A 22,600-nucleotide genomic window follows, 5' to 3' on the forward strand; every position below is an offset into this window, starting at 1 on the left:
GTAAAATTGTAAACCTCCGGTTCGGCTTATCGGTGTAACCTGTGCCAGGCTGACCGGGAAACAGTCGTTTACCTTGTTTAAGGACGAAAAGCAGGTCAAAGAAGAAAAAATTACGGCAGCTCTGGACAAACTAAAGGACCGTTATGGTGAAGATGTTGTCCGGGTGGCCAGCCTGCTCAAAAAACGTGGTGAATAATTGCCGACAGAGAACTACCTTATAATGGAGTAATCCATTTGATTCCGGACTTAATTAAGTCGTTTGTCCAATCATCCGGCGGCTTTTGATCACAGACGATTGCATTTATTAGATCAATGTCGGCAATTTTATAAAATTGCCGGACACCGATTTTTGAATGGTCTGCGACAATGATGGATTCTTTGGCGTTCCCGATCATTTTTTTTGAAAGTACACCTTCATTAATATCATATTCCGTAATGCCATGTTTAATTGAAATGCCTCCAATACCGATAAATGCTTTGTCAACATAGAATTCTTTAAGCATTTTCTCAGTTATAGGACCGAAAGACGACATTTGGGAGGAATTGATTTCCCCGCCTAAATAAATAATTTTTCCTGAAAATAGGTTTTTATTTTTATAATCTATTAATAACGTTAAAGCAGGAACGGAATTAGTAAGTACGGTTAAATTTTTTTTATTTTTAAGATTTGGTATGATTTGAATGGTTGTTGTGCCATAATCTAAGGCAATTATTTCATTATCGTTTACCAAAGCCGCAGCAGCTTTGCCTATTGCTTTTTTTTCTTCCAGATATACTTTTTCTCTTTGTTTATGGGGATGTTCCGGACCATCAAAGGTAAGCTCAATTGCTCCACCATATACTTTTTTAAGCATTCCATTGCTTTCCAATGCATCCAGATCTCTTCTGATCGTTTCCGTAGAGACATTAAATGTGGCCGAAAGGTTTTTAACGGTTACTTTCCCATACGTATCAAGTGTTTTTAAAATTATTCTTTTTCTTTCTTCTGCTAACAATGTCAAGTTAAACACACCTTTTCAGCTTAAATGATCAGTATGAATGACAAATACCTTGCCTTGCTAATATTTTCATCGCAGTCCCGGAATATGATAGTCAAGCATCTTTTTTGCTTTTTCAATGTTGAGCAGTCTGCAAATAGTAGGGGCAATCCCCCGTTGAGGAATTACAAGTTCCGGTTCGGTTTTAGACTTTTTAAAACTGGAGCCGATTGTCCACAATGGTACCATTCTTTCGCTTTCTGCTATTCCTCCATGATTTTTGTCGGCACTCATTCCGTGATCGGAAGTAATGATTATTTGGTAGTCTTCTTTGATCCACAAAGTAAGCAGGGTTGAAAGAATAGAATCTATTTTTAAGGTGATATTGTAATATTCTTGTGAATTGGCCCCATATAAATGTCCTGTATAATCTGCCCCCATTGGATGTATAAGCAGAAAATGGGGATCGAAATTCCTCCTTAATACTTCCCCGTCGATGAACAAATGACTATCCGGATAGGCATCATCAAAATAGAATTTACCATACTGAATATTCATTCCTTTATTTTTTTGATCCCTATCTTCGATCAGGTTAAATGGAGAACGATTATATAATTCGCTTATCCAGCTATAGGCTGCAGCGGCAGTCGTTAAAGCATTATTTCTCGCCAGCTCAAATAAGCCGGTTTCTTTTGACTTTCTGGTTATTTGGTTATTGACAATGCCATTTTCATAAGGCGGGGTGCCTGTTAAGATCACTTCATATAATGGCCTGGATAGAGTTGGCAGCTCTGTTTGAACTTTATAAAGCTGAGCGATTTCATTTTCAACAAGATGGTGTAAAAAACCCATCCTGGAAACCCCCACTTCGTAATTAAGGCCATCTATTAGCACGAGAATCACTTTATTCTCCATTGTAACACCTCCTGCCAAAATAATAGGAACTGTACGCTGAGCTTAAGAATTTCTTGCGCGAAGTGAAATACCAAGTATGCCCAAAATAGCCGTACCCATAATTAATAGCAAACTAAGGGCATTAAGCTCAGGTGTGACGGCAAACCGGAGTTTGGAGTAGATATAAATAGGCAATGTCGGTTCCGGACCAATTAACATTAATGTTGTTGGAAAGTTTTCAAAGGAAAGTAAAAAGCTTAAAATAAATGCGCTGATGATAGATGGTGTCATATTTTTTATGGTAACGCTAAAAATTGCTTTTAACCTGCTTGCTCCAAGATCCATTGCCGCTTCTTCCAATTCTTTGGGAATCTTTTTTAGACCTGCGCTGATAATCAATGTGGAAACTGCTGCAATCCAAGTAAATTGACCTATTACCACCAGCCAAAATCCCGGTCTTAAAAAACTTGTAATAGGTTCCGTAACATCTTTGCCAAAAACGTTTCTTAATAATTCGATGAGATCATGTGAACCTGTAAGTAGGCTAATTCCTAAAATAACCCCTGGTATTACGAGGGGTGCTATGACTAAAAAATATAATAAATCTCTTCCCAAAAATTTTTCCCTAACAAATAAGAAGGCTGCTGTTGTTCCGAAAACAACTGTTAAAAAAGATACTGTAAAAGCTACTTTGCAACTCATGCCAATAGCCTGAATCATTCTTTCGTCATTAAATAGTCCTTCTCTTATGCCGGCTGCATTATAAAACCAATCGAGAGTAAATCCCTTGAAGGGGAGAGAGGGTATATTACTGTCATTAAAAGCAATGACGATATTAATGACCAACGGTAAAAATAAGAATAGAATGAAGGCTGTAATGATGGTGCCGAAAATACCTTTCGTATATGCATTTGTCATCAATCAATTACCTCCGACAATTTTTGTTTGGTCAATTTTAATCCCAGCCAAACCAGAAAACTGCTGAGCAGGAGAAGCAAAAAGCCAAAAGCGGAGCCTTTATTCCAATCCCAGGCCACCATAAAATAGTTATAGATTATCTCGGTGAAGTACATGCTGTTTTTACCCCCCATTAAGGTTGGTATGGAATAGTTTCCCAACGTAAGCATGAATACCATAATACTGCCGGAAGTAACGCCCGGTAGGGTGTTGGGAAGAATGACTTTCCAGAAAACGTTCCATTTACTTGCTCCCAGGTCATATGCCGCTTCAATTAAATTGTCGTCAAGCTTAACCAGTGATGAGTAGACCGGCAGCAGCATAAAAAGCAGTCCGCCATAGGTTAATCCAAGCAAAATCGCATAATCGTTATACAAAAATTCAACAGGGTGGGATAATACCCCGGTTTTTAAAAGCAGCCAATTTAAAACTCCTTTTTCTCTAAGAATAGCCATCCAGCTGTATGTCCGGATCAATTCGCTTACCCAGAACGGCAGCAACAGGAATAATATAAGGAATAACCGGCGAGTGCCCCGGATAATTTTGGCTAGATAATAGGCGACTGGATAAACAATGATTAATGTTAGTAGTGTTGTTGCTATTGAATATAATGCTGTTCTTAAAAAGACGGCCCAATAGATTCTTTCGGCGAAAAAATCGCTGTAATTTCCAAAATACATTCCTTGATCAGGGTTCAAAACATCATGAAATGACAGCCATAATAATTGTAGGTGCGGTAAAACAATAAACATTAAAACCCAACCCACTACCGGTACAAGAAGAAAGAGGCGAACCCATGATAAAGGTTTTTTATTGGCTGGTTGCTTCATAACAGTTCCCCCCTTAGCCAATATAGTCATTAATATCTTTAAGCGCTTTGGCCGTATAGCAAAAGCAATCTTCAGGCAACCAGGCTACTTTTACCGTGGTTCCGTTTTTATGCATTTCTATGTGAGAAGCCTGGGGTACTACAACTTTTATTGGAATACCATCAGCTAATTCAATGAGATAAGTATGGAAATGGCCTTTGAATACCGTTTTTTTCACAATGCCGTCATATTTTTGATAATTGCCGCCGGCTGCCTGCGCATCAGATCCGATAAGAATATTTTGTGGCCTGATAAATAATAAAACATGTTCTGGTCCGGTAAAACTATCCTTGGCCAGGCCATTTATTTCTAATGATTTAACTTTAGTTTTGAGGTAATGTTCGTTTTGTTCTTTTAGGACACCGTAGAATCTATTGCTTTCTCCCACGAAAGCATGAACAAAAGCTGAAGCCGGAGAAGAATACAATTCCCGGGGTGAACCGGTTTGTTCTATTTTTCCGTTGATCATCACTGCAATATTGTCGCTCATTGCCATGGCCTCTTCCTGGTCATGGGTAACATAAATAAAAGTGGCTCCTACCCGTTGCTGAATCTCTTTCAGCTCAATGCGCATATGTTCTCTTAGTTTCAAGTCTAAAGCAGAAAGTGGTTCGTCAAGTAGAAGTACGGCGGGATCAAGGACGAGTGACCGGGCTATGGCTACACGCTGCTGTTGTCCCCCGGAGAGCTGGCTGATTTTTTTCTTGGCCTGGTCTTTAATTCCGGTTCTTTCCAGCATATTTAATACTTTATTTTTTATCTCTGAAGTTGAAAGCCTGCGCTGTTTAAGACCAAAGGCTACATTATCGAAAACATTCATGTTTGGAAATAAAGCCAAATTTTGAAAAATTAAATTGGTAGGCCGTTGGTTGGGAGGCAAATGGTTAATGACTTGGTTGTTTAAAATAATGTCACCTTCGTCGGGATGTTCAAAGCCGGATAATAATCGCAGAATGGTGGTTTTCCCGGAGCCGCTTGGCCCGAGAACTGAAAAAAAGGAACCTTTGGGAATTTGAACGCTTACATTGTCAACAGCCTTAAATGCACCAAAATATTTGGAAACATTTTTCATTTCCACATCATAGGTATCTGTATTCATCTAAAACTCTCCTTGATTAAATTGAGTTAGACAGGTACATTGCAGGTGCGGGTAAAATGGAAATAAACAATTGCCGGTAGTGTGTTTGAGTTCGGCATACCCGGCGAAAAATAAAATCTAGGTGAGGAATAAACCTCACCTAATCTATACATATTTTGCATTTAGAGTTAATAGGAACTACTTGGCGGCTTTAAGTTTTTCAACTACTTCGCTATTTTTTTTGACATTCCATTCATTTTGAGAAGGATACCATTTAATATTGGCAATTGTTTCAGGCGGAAAGCTTTCTTTTACCATTTGACTTTGTTCTTTGGGCAGGTAATCCATAAAACCTTTGGCTGCGGACAGAAAACCTCCTTCAGAGGATATCTGCCCGCCCCACTGGGCATTCATTGTGAAATTGATCCAGTCATAAGCTTCAGCTATATTTTTTGCGCCTGCGCTTATGGCATAAGTGTCAATCCAGCCTAACGCGCCTTCCTTTGGTGCGATAAATCTAATATCAGGGTTCTGTTTGTTTAACAACCAGCCGGTGCCGTCCCAGCCCTGTGAAATCACAGTTTCTTCGTTTTGCATTAAATCAATATGTCCCTGTCTGGTTGTCCAGTAAGTTTTTATATTCTTTTTCTCTTTAATTAAATAGTCTAATGTCTTATCCATGGCCTCATTATACTTATCAGGATTATTCCAAATTTCATCACCGAAAAGATCTACTCCAAGACCATAGGCTGCTCCGACAAAAGTTGGAAACGCATATCTGGTTGTTACTTTGCCGGCCCATTGATCGTCATAAATGTCTTGATAGGAAAGGTCTTTTTTGTTTACATATTTTGTATTGACCACTATGCCTGAGGTGCCCCAGACGTAAGGCAAAGCATATAATTTTCCGTCAACTGTTGATTCCGCTTGCACGGCTTTTAAAAGTGAAGGTTCAAAATTATCCATTACTTTTACTTTAGAGATATCTATTGGCTGGTAGATTTTAAACTGTGTCTGCGCGCTTTTGATATTATCGATAGATGGCTGGATAAGATCATATCCTTCACCGCCTGTGGCCCGCAATTTGGCGATAATTTCATTGTTGTCGGAAATATAGGTGACATTAACCTTGATTCCGGTTTCTTTTTCAAAAGCGTCGATTAATGAATCCGTTACATAACCTTCCCAAGTCATAATGGATAGTTCCCTATTCTCATTGTTTTGTTTGGTTTCCTGTTGATTTTCCTGTTTTGCTTGTGCTGAATCTTTTGATGTATTTGAGTTTCCACACCCGGCCAAGAGAAACATGATAAGTATTGCTGTTAACGGAATAATGAGCAGTCTGGCTTTTTCCATAAATATACCCTCTCTTTCATAAAAATGTTTTTAATTATTAATAGAATAAAGAAGCAACGTTAAATGAGTATCGATAATCCATTAACTTTGTGTTAATTAATGTGTTTTTTTAGTTGCCTAATGTTGTTTTACTTTGATTGATTAAAATATTGAAAGACCGGCAATAAAGGACTCCACAGATTCCACTGTGTTTCATTGCATTGGATTCATTGTGTCCGGCGCTTATGTAAAGTGACCTTTCCTGCGGGATAAGTTAATTAATGGGTATTGACAGATTAATAACTATGGGAGAAAATATCAGTAATGGTTATACAATGTGTAATTATGTAGTTTGTATAATATTATAATTTGTTTCTTCTGTATTTATTTAATGCAGCTCGGAGGTGCAGTGATGGAACCAAGAGGTAGGCCCGATGAAAGCAGGACTGAAAGAAAGAAAAAGGAAATGAGACAGAGGATCATGGTCTACCCAAAAAACTACTAAAAGTTTGGTGAATGGTTGTGTTTGAAATTATTGGTAAAATTGCCGAATCTAAAATCCGGGAAGCTATAGAAAAAGGAGAATTAAAAAACTTATCCGGGGCCGGTAAGCCGCTCAATATTGACAATATGCTTTTTGTTCCGCAAGAAGACCGGTTAGCCTATAGCGTGATGAAAAATTCGGGACTGGTCCCCAGTATATCTTCAATTTGACCGCCCGCGTCTTTAATTGTATCAACCGGATAAAACCTTTGCGTCGAATCTGTCACAACCCCTAAACCACTTGTCATTTCGGGAAGCCTGGGATCGACTTCTGTCTCCCGACTCCCGGAAATAATGGCTTAGTGCCACCAAAGGAAACCTGCTTTTAGAAATCACTTCTCAACATTTATCAGATGGTTAAATCCACAACTAATTGGTTTTGTAACCAAAAATTACATTTCCCCATATCTTAAAGGAAGAACTAAAAAGGGTGATCTCATGGGGAAATTTCAACCAAAGTTTAGCTCCGGGAAAATTATGCTCCCGGGTGATGCGGGGCCACACCCGTCTTCCAACGTTGAATGGTGGTATTACTTCGCGTTTTTAAAAGGGGATCAGGGCGGGAATTATGCGACAATGGCATCTTTTTTTCGTATTGGAGCGCCGGGATTGTTTAAAGGCCATTATTTAATTTTTTCCCTGGTGGATTTAAACAGGTATACACACAGGGCCTTTTCTCTTCTGGACACAAATGCGGCAGTTTACATGCTGTTCTTTATTCCCTACGATTTGCTTCTCGATCCCCTGGATAAGAGAATGTGGAAACTTTTCCATAATCTCTTGCAACATCAGCTGCCCCATCCACACAAGAAACTGGAAAATGTTTATGTGCAAAAAATGCCAACCCGCCTTATGTACGGTGACAATTACTTATATTTTGTCAACCGGTCGGAAGATTGTTTTGTTGCTCATTTAGCCGAAGAGGAAGTAAAAATCGACCTTAATTTTGTTCCTCAAAAACCCATTGCCTTAATTGGCGGGGACGGAAAACCAGACCAGCTGTTTTATTATTCCTTTCCCCGCAACCGGGTGGAAGGGCGTGTTGGAAACGGTTGGGTGGTAGAAAACGTAACCGGGACCGGGTGGTTTGACCACCAGTGGGGAAGGAGCTCTACTTTAACCTTTAAAATAGGCTGGGATTGGTTTGGAATTCAGCTGGATGACGGGCGGGAATTGCTAATACAAAAGTTTTATTCCATAAAAGATAGCAGTTTAGTTAACCAATTTGCCAATCTCATTGACTACGGCGGGAATGTTTTTTTCACCAGAGGTGTTGAGTTTTATCCCGTTAAGTACTGGAAGAGTCCCCTCACAAAAGCCGTTTATCCTTTGGAGTGGCAGATCGTTATTCCTGAGTTTTACATGAAAATGAAGGTATGTCCTTATTTTAATGCGCAGGAGGCACCTATAATCGGGCCTTTACAGGCCATTTGGGAGGGTGCTTGCTTTATGTCGGGAGAAGAAACAGTAACAAACCAAAAGGTGAGAGAAATTTTTGGAACCGGGTATATGGAGTTGGTGGGATACGCTAACGAAATAGATACCGGCATTCAGGTATTCAGAATTCAGTAGTCGGGAGTCAAGAGTCAGACGTTGGAATTTGAAAAGACTTCGAAAAGATAAACCGTTCTCTCATTATGATTTCCGAAACATAGGGACGGTTTTCTTGCTTCCTTGGGTCTTAAATATCAAATTGGTGAAACACCTAAAATCCAGGCTGCTTGCCGTTGTGTCAGGCCTTCTATCTTCTTAATTTACGATATTATCTCATCCCTCTGAGATCTCCTGCCTGTTGGCCCCTCTAAGTATAATATGGTATATCCCGCTTTCACTTTTTTCTCTAGCCTTTCTTGACATATGCATCACTCTCAAAGTTTTAGACTACCACACACAAAAAAGGAAGCAAGAGAACCGTTCCCTTGCTTCCTTCTGTTTCTTTACTTTCATATTTTTTTATTATAATTGACACTAACAACACAATGTGGTAGATTGTAATAAATTTAATATTATAGTCACTTCAATAATATAATAACTACAAAAGGAGAAAAATGAAACTAAATAAAAGAAACCGCACTGAGAGAAGAAAGGAAGAAACAAAGAATAAAATTATAGCTGCTGCCATGGCGTTATATAACAAGCAGGGGTTTGATCAAACTACGGTTGAGCAAATAGCGGAAGAAGCCGACGTTGCCTTGGGAACTATTTATAATCATTTCCCGGCTAAAGAAGCCATTATATGTGAATATGTGCAAAGGATAATAAGGGAGCAGGGGCCTGAGGCGCTCAGGCTCGTGCTGCAATTACCGGATACCAGGTCACGCTTAACCGCGGCGCTGCGCAAGTCGTTGGAGTGGATGCAGTTTGAATCAAACAAGGAAATTTATGAGAGATATTATACTTACCGGATGCAAAAAGTATTTCAAGTCATAAGGGATTGGGATCTAAGTTTGAGTAGCGGCTTTAGAGATGTTCTGGCACCTATTATAGAGCTCGGTAAGGAAACAGGGGAAATCAGGCGGGATATAGACAGTATGGCCCTTGCCGCCCACCTGGAATCAATGCATAGTAATGCAGCTGTTGTCTGGCTGACTCATCCGGAATTATTTCCGATAGATGACGGCATTAACATGATTTTGGATCTTTTTCTAAACGGAGCCGGAAATAGGGAGAGTGATAACGAGTAATAGGTTCTAAATTTATTGCCAAAGGGGAGGATGACCATGGAAAAGAGTTGCGGAGCGTTCTTTTTCAGTTGGCCCGAGGCTTATCAAGCCGGGGTGGAGGCAGTCGGGGGTAAGGGATGGAACCTGAGCAGGCTTGTGCGGTACGGATTCAGGGTTCCCGCGGGAGGGGTTCTTGCAGCCGGGGCATACCGGGCTTTTTGGGAAGAGAATAACCTGCTTGAAACCGTGGGGAACATCGCCCAAAGTATAACCATTGGTAATATTGGAGAAAAGGGGACTGAGGAAAAACTTTTTCTGATTAGGGAAAAAATCAAGGCCGGCCATATTTCTCAGTATATGCTGGAAGAACTGACCTCTAAGCTGAAAAATACCGGAATCCTAAAAAAACCGCTGGCCGTCCGGTCTTCGGCCACAGCCGAGGACACTGCCGGGGCGTCCTTTGCCGGGATCCACGAATCATTCTTAAATGTCCGGGGCCTGGATAACGTATTATCCGCCATTAAAGGGTGTTACGCCTCCTTATGGACACCCCGGGCCGTTGCTTACCGGCGGAAAATGAACGTTAAAGATGACGAGGTGTTCCCGGCCGTGGTAATCATGGAAATGGTGGAGGCCGTTGCCGCCGGAATCGGCTTCACCTGCGACCCCCGCACCGGCCGGGAATGTGTCACGCTTATAAACGCCAATTTCGGTTTGGGCGAAAGTGTTGTCAGCGGCGCTGTGGAACCGGACGAATACCGTCTGGACTTTCGGTGGGAGGTTCCGGAGCGGTGGACGATAGCGGAGAAGAGAATTGGTCGCAAAGAAGGAAAAACCGTTGCCGCAAAAGACGGTGGAACGGAATTTATTGGTTCAGCCGGTTCAGCGGTAATCCAGGTTTTAGCAGATAAAGATATACATAAACTGAATCTGCTTATTCTACGGGTTTACGATGCCCTTGGCGGCGGGGAACAGCACCAGGATATTGAATGGGTGTTTGATGGCCGGGATTTCTCCCTGGTTCAGGCCAGGCCGGTGACGGCGCTGCCCAGATATACTTTTGACGAAATTAAAAACCAGCCGGACATGTGGTCTAATGCCAACTTAAGAGATACCATGCCCATGGTTCAGTCGACCCTCAACTGGAGCTTCCTGGAAAAATTATGGAAAGTACCTCTCAAATCTGTCATGAAGCAATTCGGTTATCAAAACCTCTCCGGTTTCCGGCAAATCAGATTATATCAAGGCCGGGCCTATACTAACATATCCTATATGCAATGGCTTTTTTATGATGCTTTTGGTTTCAAACCCCGGCAAATGAACGAGTCTTTGGGAGGGCACCAGCCGGAAATAAAGATCAGCGAAAAAAGCCCTTATCGTGGAATTAAAGGATTTAAAAGGTTGGTGCGCTTGTTGAAAACAATTCCTAATGGACTAAAAATCAAAAAGAATGCGCCAAAAATTTTTGAAAATGTCAACGGTTTGACAGGGGCTTTTTTAAAAGAGAATTTCAAGAACCTGGCAGACAAAGATTTGCTCAATAAATCTGCTGAGATTAGAAATGCAATCGTAGAATTTTATCCTGTGTTAGCAACCTTTACCGGTTTTGCCGATATGAGTCTACTTGTAAAAGCACTGGAAAAATTTTTTCCCGGTAAAGGTAAAGCCATGGCCAACGCCCTGATGGCAGGGGGAGGGGACATCACCAGCGCACAGCAGGGCTACCGCCTGGTGGAATTGGCCACAATCGCCCGCGGGGATGCCGCCGCCCGGCGGTTTTTTACCGGCGCAACCTTCGATCCTCTCCGGTGGGAAAAAGTACTGCCGGAGGAATCCCCGTTCAGGCAGTCATTTCGGGACTTTCTGGCGGAATATGGGCACCGGGGAATATACGAAATGGATATCATCAACCCCCGTTGGCGAGACGACCCTTCTTACCTTTTAAATGTCCTCAGGAGCACCATAGAAACCGCCGATACAGGCAAAATAAAAGCCCGGCAAAAAGAGAAAGCGAACGAGGCCAGGCAGGAAGTAAACCAAAAAGTTCCTTTTTATAGACGCGGATTGATTAACAATTTATTAAAACAGGCCATAAAAGGAGCGGAACTCAGAGAAATGGCCAAGTCCATGCTGATCAAGCTATACGAGCCCGAGCGCATTATATTCCAGGAGACAGGGCGTCGACTGGCAGAGAGGGGAATTCTCGCAGAGCAGGCCGATATATACCACTGTGCCTGGAATGAAATTTTCTCCATACTGAAAGGGGAATGGGACGGCAGGGGACTGGACGTCCTGGTGGGCGAGCGCAAGGCCAGGAGAGAAGAATTGGGGGCACTTTCCTCCCCCGACTTGATTATTGATGAAGCTCCTCAGTTTAGTGAAACCGTCACCCGCAGTTCTGGTAATGCCCTGGCAGGTATGGGGGTGGCTGCTGGAAGGGCTTCCGGGGCAGCCAGATTAATTGGCCACCCCGATGAAGGGGAAAAACTCCAGGCCGGGGATGTGCTGGTGACTCCGTCGACGGACCCGGGCTGGACCCCCCTGTTTTTAAGGGCCTCAGCCATTGTCGTGGAGACGGGAGGGTTTTTGTCCCACGGGGCCATCGTAGCCCGGGAGTACGGCATTCCGGCGGTGGTGAATATTCCGGGCGTGATGAAAATGATAAAAGACAGTCAGTTAGTTACTGTTGATGGTGATGGAGGAAAGGTATATATTTAACAAATTTGATAATTGGGGATTAAGATGGGGACACCCCTTCTTGGAAAAAAGTCCTCAATTAATAATTCTTATTGAAATAAATGACAAATAATATAAAATATAACTCGACTGATTAAATTATGAATGGAAAGGGGATTAACCATGAAGGAATTCAAGGACAAGATTGCCGTTATTACCGGTGCAGCCAGCGGCATCGGCCGGGGATTAGCTGAGCGCTGCGCCCGGGAAGGCATGAAGGTTGTTCTGGCCGACATTGAGGAACCGGCCTTATTTCAAACCCAAAAGGAGTTACAAGCTTCAGGCGCCAAGGTACTGGCTGTCCGTACGGATGTTTCTAAAGCAAGTGACGTTGAGGCGCTTGCCCAAAAGACGATGGACACCTTTGGAGCCGTCCATTTGTTATTTAACAATGCCGGGATAGGCACGGTCGGCACAATTTGGGAAAGTACTCTTGCCGATTGGGAATGGATAATTGGCGTAAATCTATGGGGGGTTATTCATGGACTACGCGCATTTGTTCCCATTATGCTGGCCCAGGATACCCAGGGGCATATCGTCAATACAGCTTCTATAGCGGGATTGACGACCGGCCTTTCGGCTTACGGTGTAACGAAGCACGCAGTGGTAGCATTATCGGAACAACTTTACCATTCACTGGCACATCTAAACGCCAAAGTTAAAGCCTCCGTCTTGTGTCCGGGATTTGTAAAGACGCTAATTATGGAAGCGGAGCGTAATCGCCCTGTCGAACTACAAAACGAAACAACAAGGATCCTGACTCCCGAAGAAGAAGCCATAGTGCAGTATATGCATCAAGCCGTACAGGCTGGAATGTCTCCTCAGCACGCTGCCGACCACGTCTTCCAAGCTATCAGAGAGGAACGCTTTTATATTTTTACGCATCCTGAGTATAATGCTGCAGTGCATAAGCGGATGGAAGATATTCTACAACAACGCAATCCAAGTAACCCATTTCAATCTTAAAAGAATTTCAGATGGTACGTAAAATCAAATTAAGAGGACTTCAAGTTGAAAGATAATGCTTGAAGTCCTTTTTTACATTCTAGCAAAGTTCACATCAATTAAATTAGTTTTGCCGCGGTCGCTAACGTTCCCGGCGTGTTAAAGATGATAAAAGACAACCAGTTGGTTACTATCGATGGCGATGGGTGAAAGTTAACTTTTTAGTTAACTAGGGCAGGTTAAGCCTTACATTAATATTTGGCAGATGATTAGAAAACCGGTCAAAAATTTTGCCAATATTATCATTCATAAAAGATTATGAAATTGAATGAAACCGTTCTCTATTTTATGATGTATATTGTATACTTTCGAAAAAAAATTTAAACATTTAGCAAATAATAGTATAGTTGAAATATGAGCAAATACAATTTAATTACTCCGGGTAAAACTCCATATCGCACCCTGCCCGGCATGATTACCAACATTCTCCGGGATAAGATTCTATCCGGAGAATTCGCCGGAGGATTGCAGCTTAAACAAGAGGAATTAGCCGCACGGTTTAATGTAAGTATGAGTGTGCTGCGGGAAGCTTTAAAAAATCTGGAAGCTGAGGGTCTGGTAAAGTTCTATCCCAACCGGGGGGCCGTTGTTAGCGAATTATCGGCAGACGAAGCCCGCGAAATATTTGATATCCGGTTGTTTCTTGAATTGGGGGCATTGGAACTATCCATACCTAATTTAACTGCGGCGGATTTGGCCGCAGCGGAAGAAATATTAAAACAACTTGACGATGAAACAGACAGCAGCCGTTGGAGCGAACTGAACCGGCTGTTTCATGAAGCTCTTTACCGGCCGGCAAACAGGCCCAAGCTTCTTTCGCTTATACAGGTCATGCACAACAATGTTGAACGGTATATGCGTTTTTACTTGTCCACCATGAATTATCAGGAGAAGTCACAGAAAGAGCACTGGGAGTTGTTAAATGTTTGTGCGCAAAAGAATATCAAAATTGCGCATGACATACTGCGCAGGCATATGGCGGATGCAAGCGCTATCCTGGCTGCATATTTAAACCAATCCAGGTAATAAGGAGGCGAAGGTCATGTCCAGCGATCGGGTTAAAAGCTTTATCAGGTCTTATCTCAATGCCAAACCGTCTATAAGCGTTGAACGAGCTGTTATTTTTACGGCATCCCACAAAAATACAGAAGGTGAATCTGTTATTATCAGAAGGGCCAAAGCGTTTAACGAGGTATGTAAAAGTATTCCGGTAACTATTTTCGATAACGAACTAATTGTTGGGTCCATCGGCGAATTTAGGAGAACAGGCATTATCTGTCCGGAATATGCGTGGAAATGGGTTGACGAGGAAATGGATTCGTTCGAAAGCCGGAATCAAGACCCGTATAGTATTGACGATCAAGCCAAGCAGGTGCTTCGCCGGGATATTTTTCCCTACTGGCAAGGCAAGTCCCTGGAGGAAACTTTCCTTTCCCGCATCAACGAAGAAACTGCGAAAATCCTGATCGATACCGGTATTATCGACAATGACTCCAAGTGGCGGAGCGCCGTCGGTGAAATTACCGCTGACTATCAGGATGTACTTTTTAAAAAAGGGTTTGGGGGATTAAAAAATGAAGCGCTAAAAAATCTTCAGGACTTGGAGCCCATCACGGCGGAAGCGCTGGAAAAAATCGACTTTTACCGGTCGGCCGTATTGGTTTGCGACGGAATTATTATCCTTGCTCGCCGTTATGCGGAGAAGGCGGCCCAATTGGCGCAGCAGGAAACAAACATTATCCGGAAACAGGAACTGCTGGAAGTGGCCAAGGTTTGCGGGAAGGTGCCGGAATATCCTCCGGAAAACTTTTATGAGGCTATCCAGTCGGTTTGGTTTACTCAACTCGGCTCAATCTTGTCTGAAAACTCGCTGGCGCTCAACTTGGGCAGGTTTGATCAATATATGTATCCCTACTTGGCGAATGACCTTAAAAATGGCACTATTACCGGGGAAAAGGCCCAGGAATTGATTGAGTGCCTTTGGATCAAACTTTCTGAATGGGTATGGGCTATTTCCAGCAATACCGCGAAATTTTTTGCGGGCTACAATTCTTTTCAGAATTTAACCGTCGGTGGGAGAACGCGGGACGGGCGTGACGCCACCAACGAACTTTCCCATATGTGTCTAAAGGCTACCGAAAATGTCAGGACACACCAGCCGGGCCTCAGCGTGCGAATCCATCCGGATGCTCCGGAAGAATTCTTACTGGCGGTATGCAAACTGATTAGCGCCGGAACGGGCTTTCCCGCGGTACACAACGACCGGATCGGGTCGGATATGCTGCTGGCGGCGGGTCTCGCGCCGGAAGACGCACGGGACTGGAGCAACTGTGGGTGCGTAGTGCCGCATTTTAGAAAGGTTGGCGAGTGGACGGCGGCAGTGAATATTAATTTGGCCGCCGCCCTCGAATATGCGCTAAATAGCGGTAAAAGCAGGATCACGGGAAAAGAAATGGGACTTAAGGAAAAGCCCGGTTCCCCAGTTACCGGCTATGAAGAAGTCAAGACGGCTTTTTACAAGCAGCTGGCTAATTTGATCAAGCATTCGGTAATCGGAACGGTAACGGCGCAGCAGGTGCATGCTGAAATGGTGCCGAGACCTTATCTTTCCATGCTTGTAGACGGCTGCCTGGAAAAAGGGAGAGACCTCAGTAAAGGCGGGGCCAGGTATAATGTGGGACCGGTTCTCACTGGCATTGGCGTGGCCGATGCAGCCAATTCCCTGGCGGTAATTAAAAAATTGGTATTCGAAGACAAAAAATACACTTTAGAAGAGCTAAATGCGGCACTTGACGCCAACTGGGAAGGCTATGAGGAGTTGAGAAGGGCGGCTCTTGCCTGCCCCAAATATGGTAACGACGACGACTATGTCGACGCAATAGCAGTTGAGCTTACCGATTTTTATCATCAAGAGGTCAGGTCGTATCGAGATTATTTCGGATCTCCGTTTAATTCGGCGTTTATGGGTATCTCCAATTATATTCCCGCCGGCAGCGTGATCGGTGCCACCCCGGACGGCAGAAAAACAAAGACCCCATTGACCGAGGGTGTTTCACCTCACGCGGGAACTGACCTTACCAGTCCAACCGCTGCCATGCGGTCGGCGGCGAAAATAAATCATGACGTACATTCCGGCGGCACGCTTCTTAATGTCAAGTTTGCACCTGAATTTTTGCGTTCGGAAAGAAATCTAAAGAATTTGGCTTCGTTGATCAGGGCTTATTTTGCCCTTGGCGCTTTCCACGTGCAATTTAACGTCATTTCTACCGAGATATTAAGAAAAGCCCAGGCCCATCCGGAGGAATACCGGGACTTGCTGGTTAGGGTGGCAGGCTACAGCACGCAGTTTATCAACCTTTCCCGCGAGGCTCAGGAGGCAATTATTGCCAGAACGACTTATGAAACAATTTAGCAGTTAATCTCTAATTGGTGGTGTAAATGAGCAATGTCTGGTGGCAATATTTTTCAAATTCAGCGTTGGTCAATACATGACGGCGACGGTATCCGAAGCGTTGTGTTTTTCAAAGGCTGTCCGCTAAGATGCAGGTGGTGCGCCAATCCCGAATCGTGGAACAGCCGCCCCCAGGTCGTATTTTTCAGCGAACAATGCAGTGGTTGTGGTCGCTGTGCCCGGGTGTGTGACGCCGGGGCAATTGCAGTCAATGCCGGATCTCCCGCTGTGTTTACTAGGGAAAAGTGTCGTGATTGCGGCCAATGCTGCGCAGTGTGCCCCACAGGCGCCAGAAAGAAAATAGGCTCGCGGGTAACTGTCGAAGAAGTCATGAAAATAATCAACCGCGACGCTATTTTCTACCGGGAATCCGGGGGCGGAGTCACATTTTCCGGAGGGGAGCCTTTTGCCCAGGCCCATTTTTTACGAGAACTGGCCATGGCATGTAAACGAGTAGGTATTGACACGGCCGTTGAAACCTGCGGATATTTCAATTGGCGGCAGGTAAAAGATATATTTGCGTTTTTGGATTGCGTTTTCATGGACATTAAGCATATGGACGACTGTATCCATCAAGAACTAACGGGAGTAAGCAACCGGGCCATTTTAACAAATATTGCTGCGGTATCCCGGATTCATCCCAATGTAATAGTTAGAGTTCCTCTTATTAAAGAAATCAACGCGGGGGAGCAAAACATTGAGAACATGTGCCGGTATTTACGGGAAAATACGCTGGTGAAGGGCATTGAAATTTTGCCGTATCATGATTTTGGCCGAAAGAAATTTAATGCCGTGGGAATCGTTATAGATCATACCTTCACGACACCCGACGATGTGACGGTGGAAAATGTTAAGCAATTGATCTCGACATTTGGTATTCCCATCTTGGAGTTTAAATAGTACAAGCGTATTAAGCTGCTTGCCTTCAAACATATTTCCCTCTGTGCTTCTCTACCTGATCCCGTAAGTCTTGGGCGATTTTACCCTCAGCCACGCCGGTGACGGGACCGGTCATGTATACATGACCACTTTCTGTTATTTCGATATCGATTTGCCCCCCCGGCATGTGCACCTTGATTACGTTATCCACTAACCCCAGTTTATGCGCCGCGCTTGCCGCCGCGCAGCTGCTGCTGCCTGAAGCCATGGTATATCCCGCTCCGCGCTCCCAAATTTCAATTTGGATGTTATTTCTGTCTATTACTTTTAACAATTGCATATTGATCCGGTTGGGGAACAGTTCATGGTTCTCCACTTTGGGTCCAAACTTGAGCGCCAGATTCCTCGATATCTCGCTCAGGGGGATTACACAGTGCGGGTTGCCGATTGACAGGCAGGTTACGCGAAAGGTTTCCCCGCCAATAGACAAATCTTCGTTTATGACTTCCCGCGGCCTGCCTTTAACGGGCACCAGCGTACTTTCGTATGTTACGGTTCCCATATCAACCTTTATGAGTTTGGCGCTGTCATCAAGCACTTCCACCAGCACTCTTCCGCCCAGCGTCTCAAGGAAAAACTTCTTTTCGTATACATAGCCTGCGTAAACAAGATACCTGGAAAAAATTCGTATTCCGTTGCCACTCTTTTCCGCTTCGCTGCCGTCCGGGTTGAAAATTTTTAATCCCGGGTTGCCTTTTGTATATAGCGGGCCGTACAGTATCCCGTCTGAACCTACTCCGAAATTGCGGTGGCAAATAAGCCTAATGGCATTCTTATCTAAATTGATGCTGGTCTTAGCCGGGTCAATAACGATGTAATCGTTACCCAGGGCGTGGTATTTAAAAAACATAATAACAACCTCCATGCAAAAGTAACAGTCCTAAAACAACAACTTTCCAAAATATTATAATACAAATATATATAAATTCCATCGATTAGGCTTCTAAAGAAAACTGTTCCAACTACCTTCCTTTGCTGGAAATCTATTCAGCCAGTGAAGGAAGTCGAAGGAACAACGCGAAAATATGATTATATTAACATCAAGAGTATTATTTTAATACAAAACCTTTCAAACGATGGATACACCCTGGATGGCAGCCGCAAAAAAATAGAGAATCGAATGGAGGAATATTGGCAAGGCATCTATAGAACTCGCCGGGAAAAGGAAGGCAAGGTAGAAAGGAAATAATAAAGGATGGCACAATACGAGAAGAACAAAAGAATTGCAATAAGTTCACGCGACTATGTACTTGCACTGCTGGTAGTCACCGTCTGGGGTGCCAACTTTACGGTCATAAAATTGGGTCTCGGCGGCGTACCGCCGATGTTGCTGGCCGCTCTGCGTTTTACCCTCACCGCGTTACCGGCGGTAGCCTTTATACGTCGCCCTGCAGTGGAGTTTCGCTATTGTGTTGCCTATGGACTGACTGTGGGTGTTGGTCAGTTTGGTTGCCTATTCTATGCCATGGATATTGGTATGCCGGCCGGTGTAGCGTCCGTGGTCCTACAGTCTCAAGTTTTATTTACTCTTCTGTTTGCAGCGATATTCCTGCGGGAGTCAATAATGGGATCGCAGTTGGTGGGGCTCGTAGTTGCCGCTGTGGGACTTTACCTCATAGGCGGAAATGTTGATACTGTTGGTGTCTCGGCAATCCCGGTCTTTGCTTTTTTCCTGACGCTTCTCGGAGCCGTCTTTTGGGGTATTTCCAACATCATCGTTAGGTATGCAGTTGATCAAGCAGCTTCCCGTGGAGAACGGCTGGACATGTTGAGTATGGTTGTTTGGGCGAGCCTCATACCTCCCCTTCCGCTTTTAGCGCTTGCGTTGATACTGGACACGCCCCAAGCGGTTTGGAATGCCCTCACAAATCTGGATGCTCTGTCGGTGTTTGCCGTATTGTACCTTACTTTTGGTGCCACATTGTTCGGCTTTGGGACCTGGAGCGGGCTGCTTGCGCGCTATCCCGCCGGTAAAGTGGCTCCGCTTTCGCTGCTTGTTCCTGTCACCGGCTTACTAACTGCTCAAATTATTCTTGGTGAACAGCTCTCAATGCTTCAATGGGTGGGAGGATTAGTGATATTCTTTGGCCTTATAGTATCCACTTTGGGGTTGCCTCAAATTTCCTATCTACGTCAGAGCAAGGACTATAATGTATCTACCGAAGTGGAACGGCAAGATAACAAGCACGAGCTGTAGCTCCAAAGTGCAAAGAAAACCATGGACTATCTGCAAAATGAACATCAATTTGGAGTACGAGCAATGTCATGAGAGGTAATGCCTGGTATGGAAAGGATACCTTGCTTTTAGACCGTTGCGAGGATTGAAAGTGTAAAGGGCAGTTTGATATAATTGGTAATAAATCTGATAAGGAGGAATCTGGCTATGGGAAAAGGCAAAACTGTGAGGCCGGATTGCTTGGTCAGAGAACAACCTGTGACATATGAGGACTACGCAAATCTGCCGGATGACGGGATGCGCTACGAAATAAACGATGGACGGCTGGAAGCCATGACACCGGGCCCAAATGCGCTGCACCAGTTTGTAGTGCAGCAGATCGAGCATCGTGTGATGCAGGATTGTTTGCGGGATTATGTTGTTCTTTCGGCTCCAATTGATCTGATCCTGTCGGAGACGGAGGTGCGCCAGCCGGATATAGCCATGATCCACCGCAACAGGCTGTCCATCGTCACAAAACGGGGCATTGAAGGGCCGCCCGACCTGGTCGTCGAGGTACTGTCGCCCTTCTCGGCCAAACGCGACCGGCGGCAAAAATTGCACGCCTATGCCAAATATCTCATTCCGGAATATTGGATCGTGGATATCAATAATGAGCTGCTTGAACAATATGTGTTGACGGGGCAACGATATGAGTTACTGGAAGTCTATCAGGAAAACGAACCGGTTCATTCCGGGAAATTCCCCTGCCTCTCCTTTACCATGCGCGAGATTATGGACAACATCCCTGATTTGCCCAATTTTTAACTGGTTTATTGATAAACCTTCAACAGCTCGTCGACGAAGCAAAATCCCTGCCCACCTCCGGTGATTCTAAATGGTTTAGAATTTTTAATAGCAAACGGCATACCATATCTGATTGTGTTATGATTTTACAACTATCAGTATATTCATCAAAGTTTTCTAAAAAACATAATTTTCTGGTGCCAAAATAACGGGGATTCATTCTTACTTATAAAATTAAATTTTGGAGATTTCTGTCATAATTTGCGATCGAAATATGGTTAGTTCTGATAGGAGATTCAAAAAAGCTGTAGAATAAAGCGAATAGTTAAATTTAATAGCAATGGTTGTATTTATATGAATATTTTTCACGAAGTATCTGAATTTTTGCTATTTTTAATGTCAGGCACTGTTGAATCGGTTGGACTTATTGCTTGCTGTCTGGCCGTGGCAAGTGTCAAATTACGCTGGAAGATCATAATGACAATAGCACCAATTTTTACGGTAATTATTTATCTGATCAGGCATATACCGGTAACCTTTGGTTTACATACGATTGCGGGCATTCTGCTGCTGGTTATGTTTATGACCAAGGCCACCAGGGTGCCGCCATCTTCAAGCTTCCTGGTCTCTTTTGTTGGTTTTGCCATTCTTGGTTTATTAGAACGATTAATAATGGAATTATCGGCAATTGTATTAAAAGCTGATATTAGTATTATTATGTCTGATTATTTATTGTGGAAAGGATTGGGCCTTCTCCAAGGCATGCTATTGGTGCTTATGGCGCTGTTGATAGCAAAGAAACGAATTCCCATGGAGGGTATGTGGAGAATACATTGAATAGCGCTTATTGACTTCTTTGGTGCTACTTTACGAGGTGTAAGATGCTACAAATACTTTTATTTTTTGTACAGGGAATTCCTGAAATTGCTGGTGTTGTTGCCTGCAGCTTGGCCTTGGCAAGGGTGAAACTGCGCTGGAGAGTGATTCTGGTTTTCGCCAGTATCTTGACCGTAATAATTTACATTGTAAGGAGCTTACCTTTTACCTTTGGACTGCATACCTTGGCGGGGATTTTGCTGATCACTTTGTTTATCGCAAGAACCACCCGGGTACCGCCTTCCACAAGCTTTATGGTTTCTTTCGTCAGTTTTGCTCTGTTGGCGTTGCTAGAGGTTCCCTTAAATGAATTATTTAGCATTCTTATTAAAGTAGACATAAACCAATTAATATCTGACACTTATACGTGGATGTTAACCGGGTTGTCACAAGCTGTTATCATGATTGCCATTGCCCTATTGGTCTCCAAGTACAGAAAACCATTGGAAGGTATGTGGAAAATATGAGCTATCTTGCCTTTAGCAGGAGCTGGGCCGGTTATCTGAGCCGAAAAACCGGCCTTCCGGCAGAGCAAGAAACCGTTCTGGCTTATGTTATTGAGGTACTGGCTTTAAACCTTTTGAATATTGTTTTCACACTTATGTTAGGAGTAATATTAGGTGTGCTGCCCGGTACCGCGGCTTGTCTAGTAACAGCGATATTGTTCAGACACAGCGCCGGAGGAGCCCATTCCAATTCACCCTGGCGTTGTGCCGCCATCACCATAACTGTTTTTCCCCTGCTTGCTCTGCTGGGTTCTTATTTCAGCCGCTTGGGCCAGGAGGTTGCTGATATGATGTCTGCCGGAGCCTTAGGAGTAGGAATGATAACCATGATAATACTGGCCCCGATGGATTCTCCCAATGCCCCCATCATATCTCATCTAAGAAGAAGAAAGCTGAAAGTAATATCAATTGCCTTTGTTATGTTGTTAACCGTTTTAGCACTGTTTCTCCGAGAGATCCGATGGCAAAATGCCGGAATGATTCAGTCCTGTATTGCCTTAACTTTAATGTGGATCAGTTTTATGCTCACCAATTGGGGACATAAACTAATGTCTTTTGTAGATAAGATACCAATAAAAAGAAGAAAGGAGGTAGTGGAATGAAAAAGATCATGTCAAAGTTAATTATTTTTACAGTTACAACACTTCTGTTTTTAGCCAGTGTCACCGCCGCGTCCGCTTGTCTTATTTCCCACTACCAGCCCGTGGTACCTGAAGCCCTGAGAAAATAATAAGATAATTGATTAGTAATTTAAAAGCATTTGCGTAATTAAAACTTTACCATAATTGTTTTAAGGGGTGGTATTTTCC

General features: G+C 43.6%; 23 protein-coding genes. 16 read left to right on the forward strand and 7 right to left on the reverse strand.

Features of this window, described 5'->3' with window-relative positions; all coding sequences use genetic code 11:
- The first annotated feature begins 73 nt into the window (after positions 1 to 73).
- Positions 74 to 196 carry a hypothetical protein gene (locus tag BM056_RS27315; protein ID WP_274377554.1) on the forward strand — a complete coding sequence of 41 codons (123 nt, stop codon included), beginning with the start codon at positions 74 to 76 and terminating at the stop codon, positions 194 to 196.
- A 19-nt stretch (positions 197 to 215) separates the two neighbouring features.
- On the opposite strand, the gene BM056_RS15640 is transcribed toward BM056_RS27315, so the two are convergent.
- The 6 genes from BM056_RS15640 to BM056_RS15665 all read right to left on the reverse strand — a co-directional run bounded on the left by BM056_RS15640 (position 216) and on the right by BM056_RS15665 (position 6,131).
- Complete coding sequence (locus tag BM056_RS15640; protein WP_092472367.1) at positions 216 to 1,001, reverse strand: DeoR/GlpR family DNA-binding transcription regulator; 786 nt, start codon at positions 999 to 1,001, stop codon at positions 216 to 218.
- 66 nt (positions 1,002 to 1,067) lie between these two features.
- Complete coding sequence (locus BM056_RS15645) at positions 1,068 to 1,892, reverse strand: alkaline phosphatase family protein (protein WP_092472368.1); 825 nt, start codon at positions 1,890 to 1,892, stop codon at positions 1,068 to 1,070.
- A 42-nt stretch (positions 1,893 to 1,934) separates the two neighbouring features.
- On the reverse strand, positions 1,935 to 2,789 hold the full coding sequence (locus tag BM056_RS15650; protein ID WP_092472369.1) for an ABC transporter permease: 855 nt from the start codon (positions 2,787 to 2,789) through the stop codon (positions 1,935 to 1,937).
- Entirely contained in the window at positions 2,789 to 3,658 is an 870-nt protein-coding gene (locus BM056_RS15655) for an ABC transporter permease (RefSeq protein ID WP_092472370.1), read from the reverse strand. The genes BM056_RS15650 and BM056_RS15655 overlap by 1 nt, the downstream gene beginning before the upstream one ends.
- Before the next feature lie 13 nt (positions 3,659 to 3,671).
- Positions 3,672 to 4,796, reverse strand: coding sequence for an ABC transporter ATP-binding protein (locus BM056_RS15660; protein WP_092472371.1), 1,125 nt, complete (start codon positions 4,794 to 4,796; stop codon positions 3,672 to 3,674).
- Positions 4,797 to 4,973: 177 nt separating this feature from the next.
- Complete coding sequence (locus tag BM056_RS15665; protein WP_092472372.1) at positions 4,974 to 6,131, reverse strand: extracellular solute-binding protein; 1,158 nt, start codon at positions 6,129 to 6,131, stop codon at positions 4,974 to 4,976.
- Between the two features lie 501 nt (positions 6,132 to 6,632).
- On the opposite strand from BM056_RS15665, the gene BM056_RS15670 reads away from it, so the two are divergent.
- The 8 genes from BM056_RS15670 to BM056_RS15705 all read left to right on the forward strand — a co-directional run bounded on the left by BM056_RS15670 (position 6,633) and on the right by BM056_RS15705 (position 17,408).
- Positions 6,633 to 6,824 carry a DnaJ family domain-containing protein gene (locus BM056_RS15670; RefSeq protein ID WP_238456491.1) on the forward strand — a complete coding sequence of 64 codons (192 nt, stop codon included), beginning with the start codon at positions 6,633 to 6,635 and terminating at the stop codon, positions 6,822 to 6,824.
- 405 nt (positions 6,825 to 7,229) lie between these two features.
- A complete protein-coding gene (locus tag BM056_RS15675; RefSeq protein WP_238456492.1) occupies positions 7,230 to 8,225 on the forward strand; it encodes a lipocalin-like domain-containing protein in 996 nt (331 codons plus the stop codon).
- A 476-nt stretch (positions 8,226 to 8,701) separates the two neighbouring features.
- Positions 8,702 to 9,337, forward strand: a complete 636-nt coding sequence (locus BM056_RS15680; protein WP_092472375.1) for a TetR/AcrR family transcriptional regulator — start codon at positions 8,702 to 8,704, stop codon at positions 9,335 to 9,337.
- A 36-nt stretch (positions 9,338 to 9,373) separates the two neighbouring features.
- A complete protein-coding gene (locus tag BM056_RS15685) occupies positions 9,374 to 12,034 on the forward strand; it encodes a PEP/pyruvate-binding domain-containing protein (protein ID WP_092472376.1) in 2,661 nt (886 codons plus the stop codon).
- A gap of 141 nt (positions 12,035 to 12,175) precedes the next feature.
- Positions 12,176 to 13,018 carry an SDR family NAD(P)-dependent oxidoreductase gene (locus BM056_RS15690; protein ID WP_092472377.1) on the forward strand — a complete coding sequence of 281 codons (843 nt, stop codon included), beginning with the start codon at positions 12,176 to 12,178 and terminating at the stop codon, positions 13,016 to 13,018.
- Between the two features lie 393 nt (positions 13,019 to 13,411).
- A complete protein-coding gene (locus BM056_RS15695; RefSeq protein ID WP_092472378.1) occupies positions 13,412 to 14,083 on the forward strand; it encodes a GntR family transcriptional regulator in 672 nt (223 codons plus the stop codon).
- A gap of 16 nt (positions 14,084 to 14,099) precedes the next feature.
- Positions 14,100 to 16,469: a glycyl radical protein gene (locus BM056_RS15700; protein WP_092472379.1), complete on the forward strand. Its 2,370-nt coding sequence runs from the start codon at positions 14,100 to 14,102 to the stop codon at positions 16,467 to 16,469.
- Positions 16,470 to 16,502: 33 nt separating this feature from the next.
- Positions 16,503 to 17,408 (forward strand): glycyl-radical enzyme activating protein, encoded by a 906-nt coding sequence (locus tag BM056_RS15705; protein WP_092472380.1) that lies wholly within the window; start codon positions 16,503 to 16,505, stop codon positions 17,406 to 17,408.
- A gap of 25 nt (positions 17,409 to 17,433) precedes the next feature.
- Here the strand turns inward: BM056_RS15705 and dapF are convergent, their stop codons facing one another.
- Complete coding sequence (dapF, locus tag BM056_RS15710) at positions 17,434 to 18,297, reverse strand: diaminopimelate epimerase (protein ID WP_238456493.1); 864 nt, start codon at positions 18,295 to 18,297, stop codon at positions 17,434 to 17,436.
- Positions 18,298 to 18,441: 144 nt separating this feature from the next.
- Here dapF and BM056_RS15715 point away from each other — a divergent pair, with 144 nt between their 5' ends.
- The 7 genes from BM056_RS15715 to BM056_RS15745 all read left to right on the forward strand — a co-directional run bounded on the left by BM056_RS15715 (position 18,442) and on the right by BM056_RS15745 (position 22,521).
- On the forward strand, positions 18,442 to 18,636 hold the full coding sequence (locus tag BM056_RS15715; protein WP_092472381.1) for a hypothetical protein: 195 nt from the start codon (positions 18,442 to 18,444) through the stop codon (positions 18,634 to 18,636).
- A 6-nt stretch (positions 18,637 to 18,642) separates the two neighbouring features.
- Positions 18,643 to 19,644 (forward strand): EamA family transporter, encoded by a 1,002-nt coding sequence (locus tag BM056_RS15720; RefSeq protein WP_238456494.1) that lies wholly within the window; start codon positions 18,643 to 18,645, stop codon positions 19,642 to 19,644.
- Between the two features lie 153 nt (positions 19,645 to 19,797).
- Positions 19,798 to 20,430, forward strand: a complete 633-nt coding sequence (locus tag BM056_RS15725; protein ID WP_238456495.1) for a Uma2 family endonuclease — start codon at positions 19,798 to 19,800, stop codon at positions 20,428 to 20,430.
- A gap of 333 nt (positions 20,431 to 20,763) precedes the next feature.
- Complete coding sequence (locus BM056_RS15730) at positions 20,764 to 21,246, forward strand: hypothetical protein (RefSeq protein WP_092472383.1); 483 nt, start codon at positions 20,764 to 20,766, stop codon at positions 21,244 to 21,246.
- Between the two features lie 44 nt (positions 21,247 to 21,290).
- Entirely contained in the window at positions 21,291 to 21,752 is a 462-nt protein-coding gene (locus BM056_RS15735) for a hypothetical protein (protein WP_092472384.1), read from the forward strand.
- Complete coding sequence (locus tag BM056_RS15740; RefSeq protein WP_092472385.1) at positions 21,749 to 22,393, forward strand: accessory gene regulator ArgB-like protein; 645 nt, start codon at positions 21,749 to 21,751, stop codon at positions 22,391 to 22,393. The genes BM056_RS15735 and BM056_RS15740 overlap by 4 nt, the downstream gene beginning before the upstream one ends.
- The gene (locus BM056_RS15745; RefSeq protein ID WP_092472386.1) at positions 22,390 to 22,521 is read left to right on the forward strand and encodes a cyclic lactone autoinducer peptide; all 132 of its coding nucleotides are present in this window, start codon (positions 22,390 to 22,392) and stop codon (positions 22,519 to 22,521) included. The genes BM056_RS15740 and BM056_RS15745 overlap by 4 nt, the downstream gene beginning before the upstream one ends.
- The last annotated feature ends 79 nt before the right edge of the window (positions 22,522 to 22,600 follow it).

It is taken from the genome of Desulfotruncus arcticus DSM 17038 (assembly GCF_900113335.1).
Classification (GTDB): domain Bacteria; phylum Bacillota; class Desulfotomaculia; order Desulfotomaculales; family Desulfallaceae; genus Desulfotruncus; species Desulfotruncus arcticus.

Bases quoted from the DNA above. Each gene is read 5' to 3' on its own strand.
- BM056_RS15720 (WP_238456494.1), top strand. From the start codon at position 18,643: ATGGCACAATACGAGAAGAACAAAAGAATTGCAATAAGTTCACGCGAC.
- dapF (WP_238456493.1), bottom strand. From the start codon at position 18,297: ATGTTTTTTAAATACCACGCCCTGGGTAACGATTACATCGTTATTGAC.
- BM056_RS15665 (WP_092472372.1), bottom strand. From the start codon at position 6,131: ATGGAAAAAGCCAGACTGCTCATTATTCCGTTAACAGCAATACTTATC.
- BM056_RS15655 (WP_092472370.1), bottom strand. From the start codon at position 3,658: ATGAAGCAACCAGCCAATAAAAAACCTTTATCATGGGTTCGCCTCTTT.
- BM056_RS15690 (WP_092472377.1), top strand. From the start codon at position 12,176: ATGAAGGAATTCAAGGACAAGATTGCCGTTATTACCGGTGCAGCCAGC.
- BM056_RS15675 (WP_238456492.1), top strand. From the start codon at position 7,230: ATGGCATCTTTTTTTCGTATTGGAGCGCCGGGATTGTTTAAAGGCCAT.
- BM056_RS15685 (WP_092472376.1), top strand. From the start codon at position 9,374: ATGGAAAAGAGTTGCGGAGCGTTCTTTTTCAGTTGGCCCGAGGCTTAT.
- BM056_RS15745 (WP_092472386.1), top strand. From the start codon at position 22,390: ATGAAAAAGATCATGTCAAAGTTAATTATTTTTACAGTTACAACACTT.
- BM056_RS15740 (WP_092472385.1), top strand. From the start codon at position 21,749: ATGAGCTATCTTGCCTTTAGCAGGAGCTGGGCCGGTTATCTGAGCCGA.
- BM056_RS15705 (WP_092472380.1), top strand. From the start codon at position 16,503: ATGTCTGGTGGCAATATTTTTCAAATTCAGCGTTGGTCAATACATGAC.
- BM056_RS15700 (WP_092472379.1), top strand. From the start codon at position 14,100: ATGTCCAGCGATCGGGTTAAAAGCTTTATCAGGTCTTATCTCAATGCC.
- BM056_RS15730 (WP_092472383.1), top strand. From the start codon at position 20,764: ATGAATATTTTTCACGAAGTATCTGAATTTTTGCTATTTTTAATGTCA.
- BM056_RS15650 (WP_092472369.1), bottom strand. From the start codon at position 2,789: ATGACAAATGCATATACGAAAGGTATTTTCGGCACCATCATTACAGCC.
- BM056_RS15695 (WP_092472378.1), top strand. From the start codon at position 13,412: ATGAGCAAATACAATTTAATTACTCCGGGTAAAACTCCATATCGCACC.
- BM056_RS15735 (WP_092472384.1), top strand. From the start codon at position 21,291: ATGCTACAAATACTTTTATTTTTTGTACAGGGAATTCCTGAAATTGCT.
- BM056_RS15645 (WP_092472368.1), bottom strand. From the start codon at position 1,892: ATGGAGAATAAAGTGATTCTCGTGCTAATAGATGGCCTTAATTACGAA.
- BM056_RS15680 (WP_092472375.1), top strand. From the start codon at position 8,702: ATGAAACTAAATAAAAGAAACCGCACTGAGAGAAGAAAGGAAGAAACA.
- BM056_RS15660 (WP_092472371.1), bottom strand. From the start codon at position 4,796: ATGAATACAGATACCTATGATGTGGAAATGAAAAATGTTTCCAAATAT.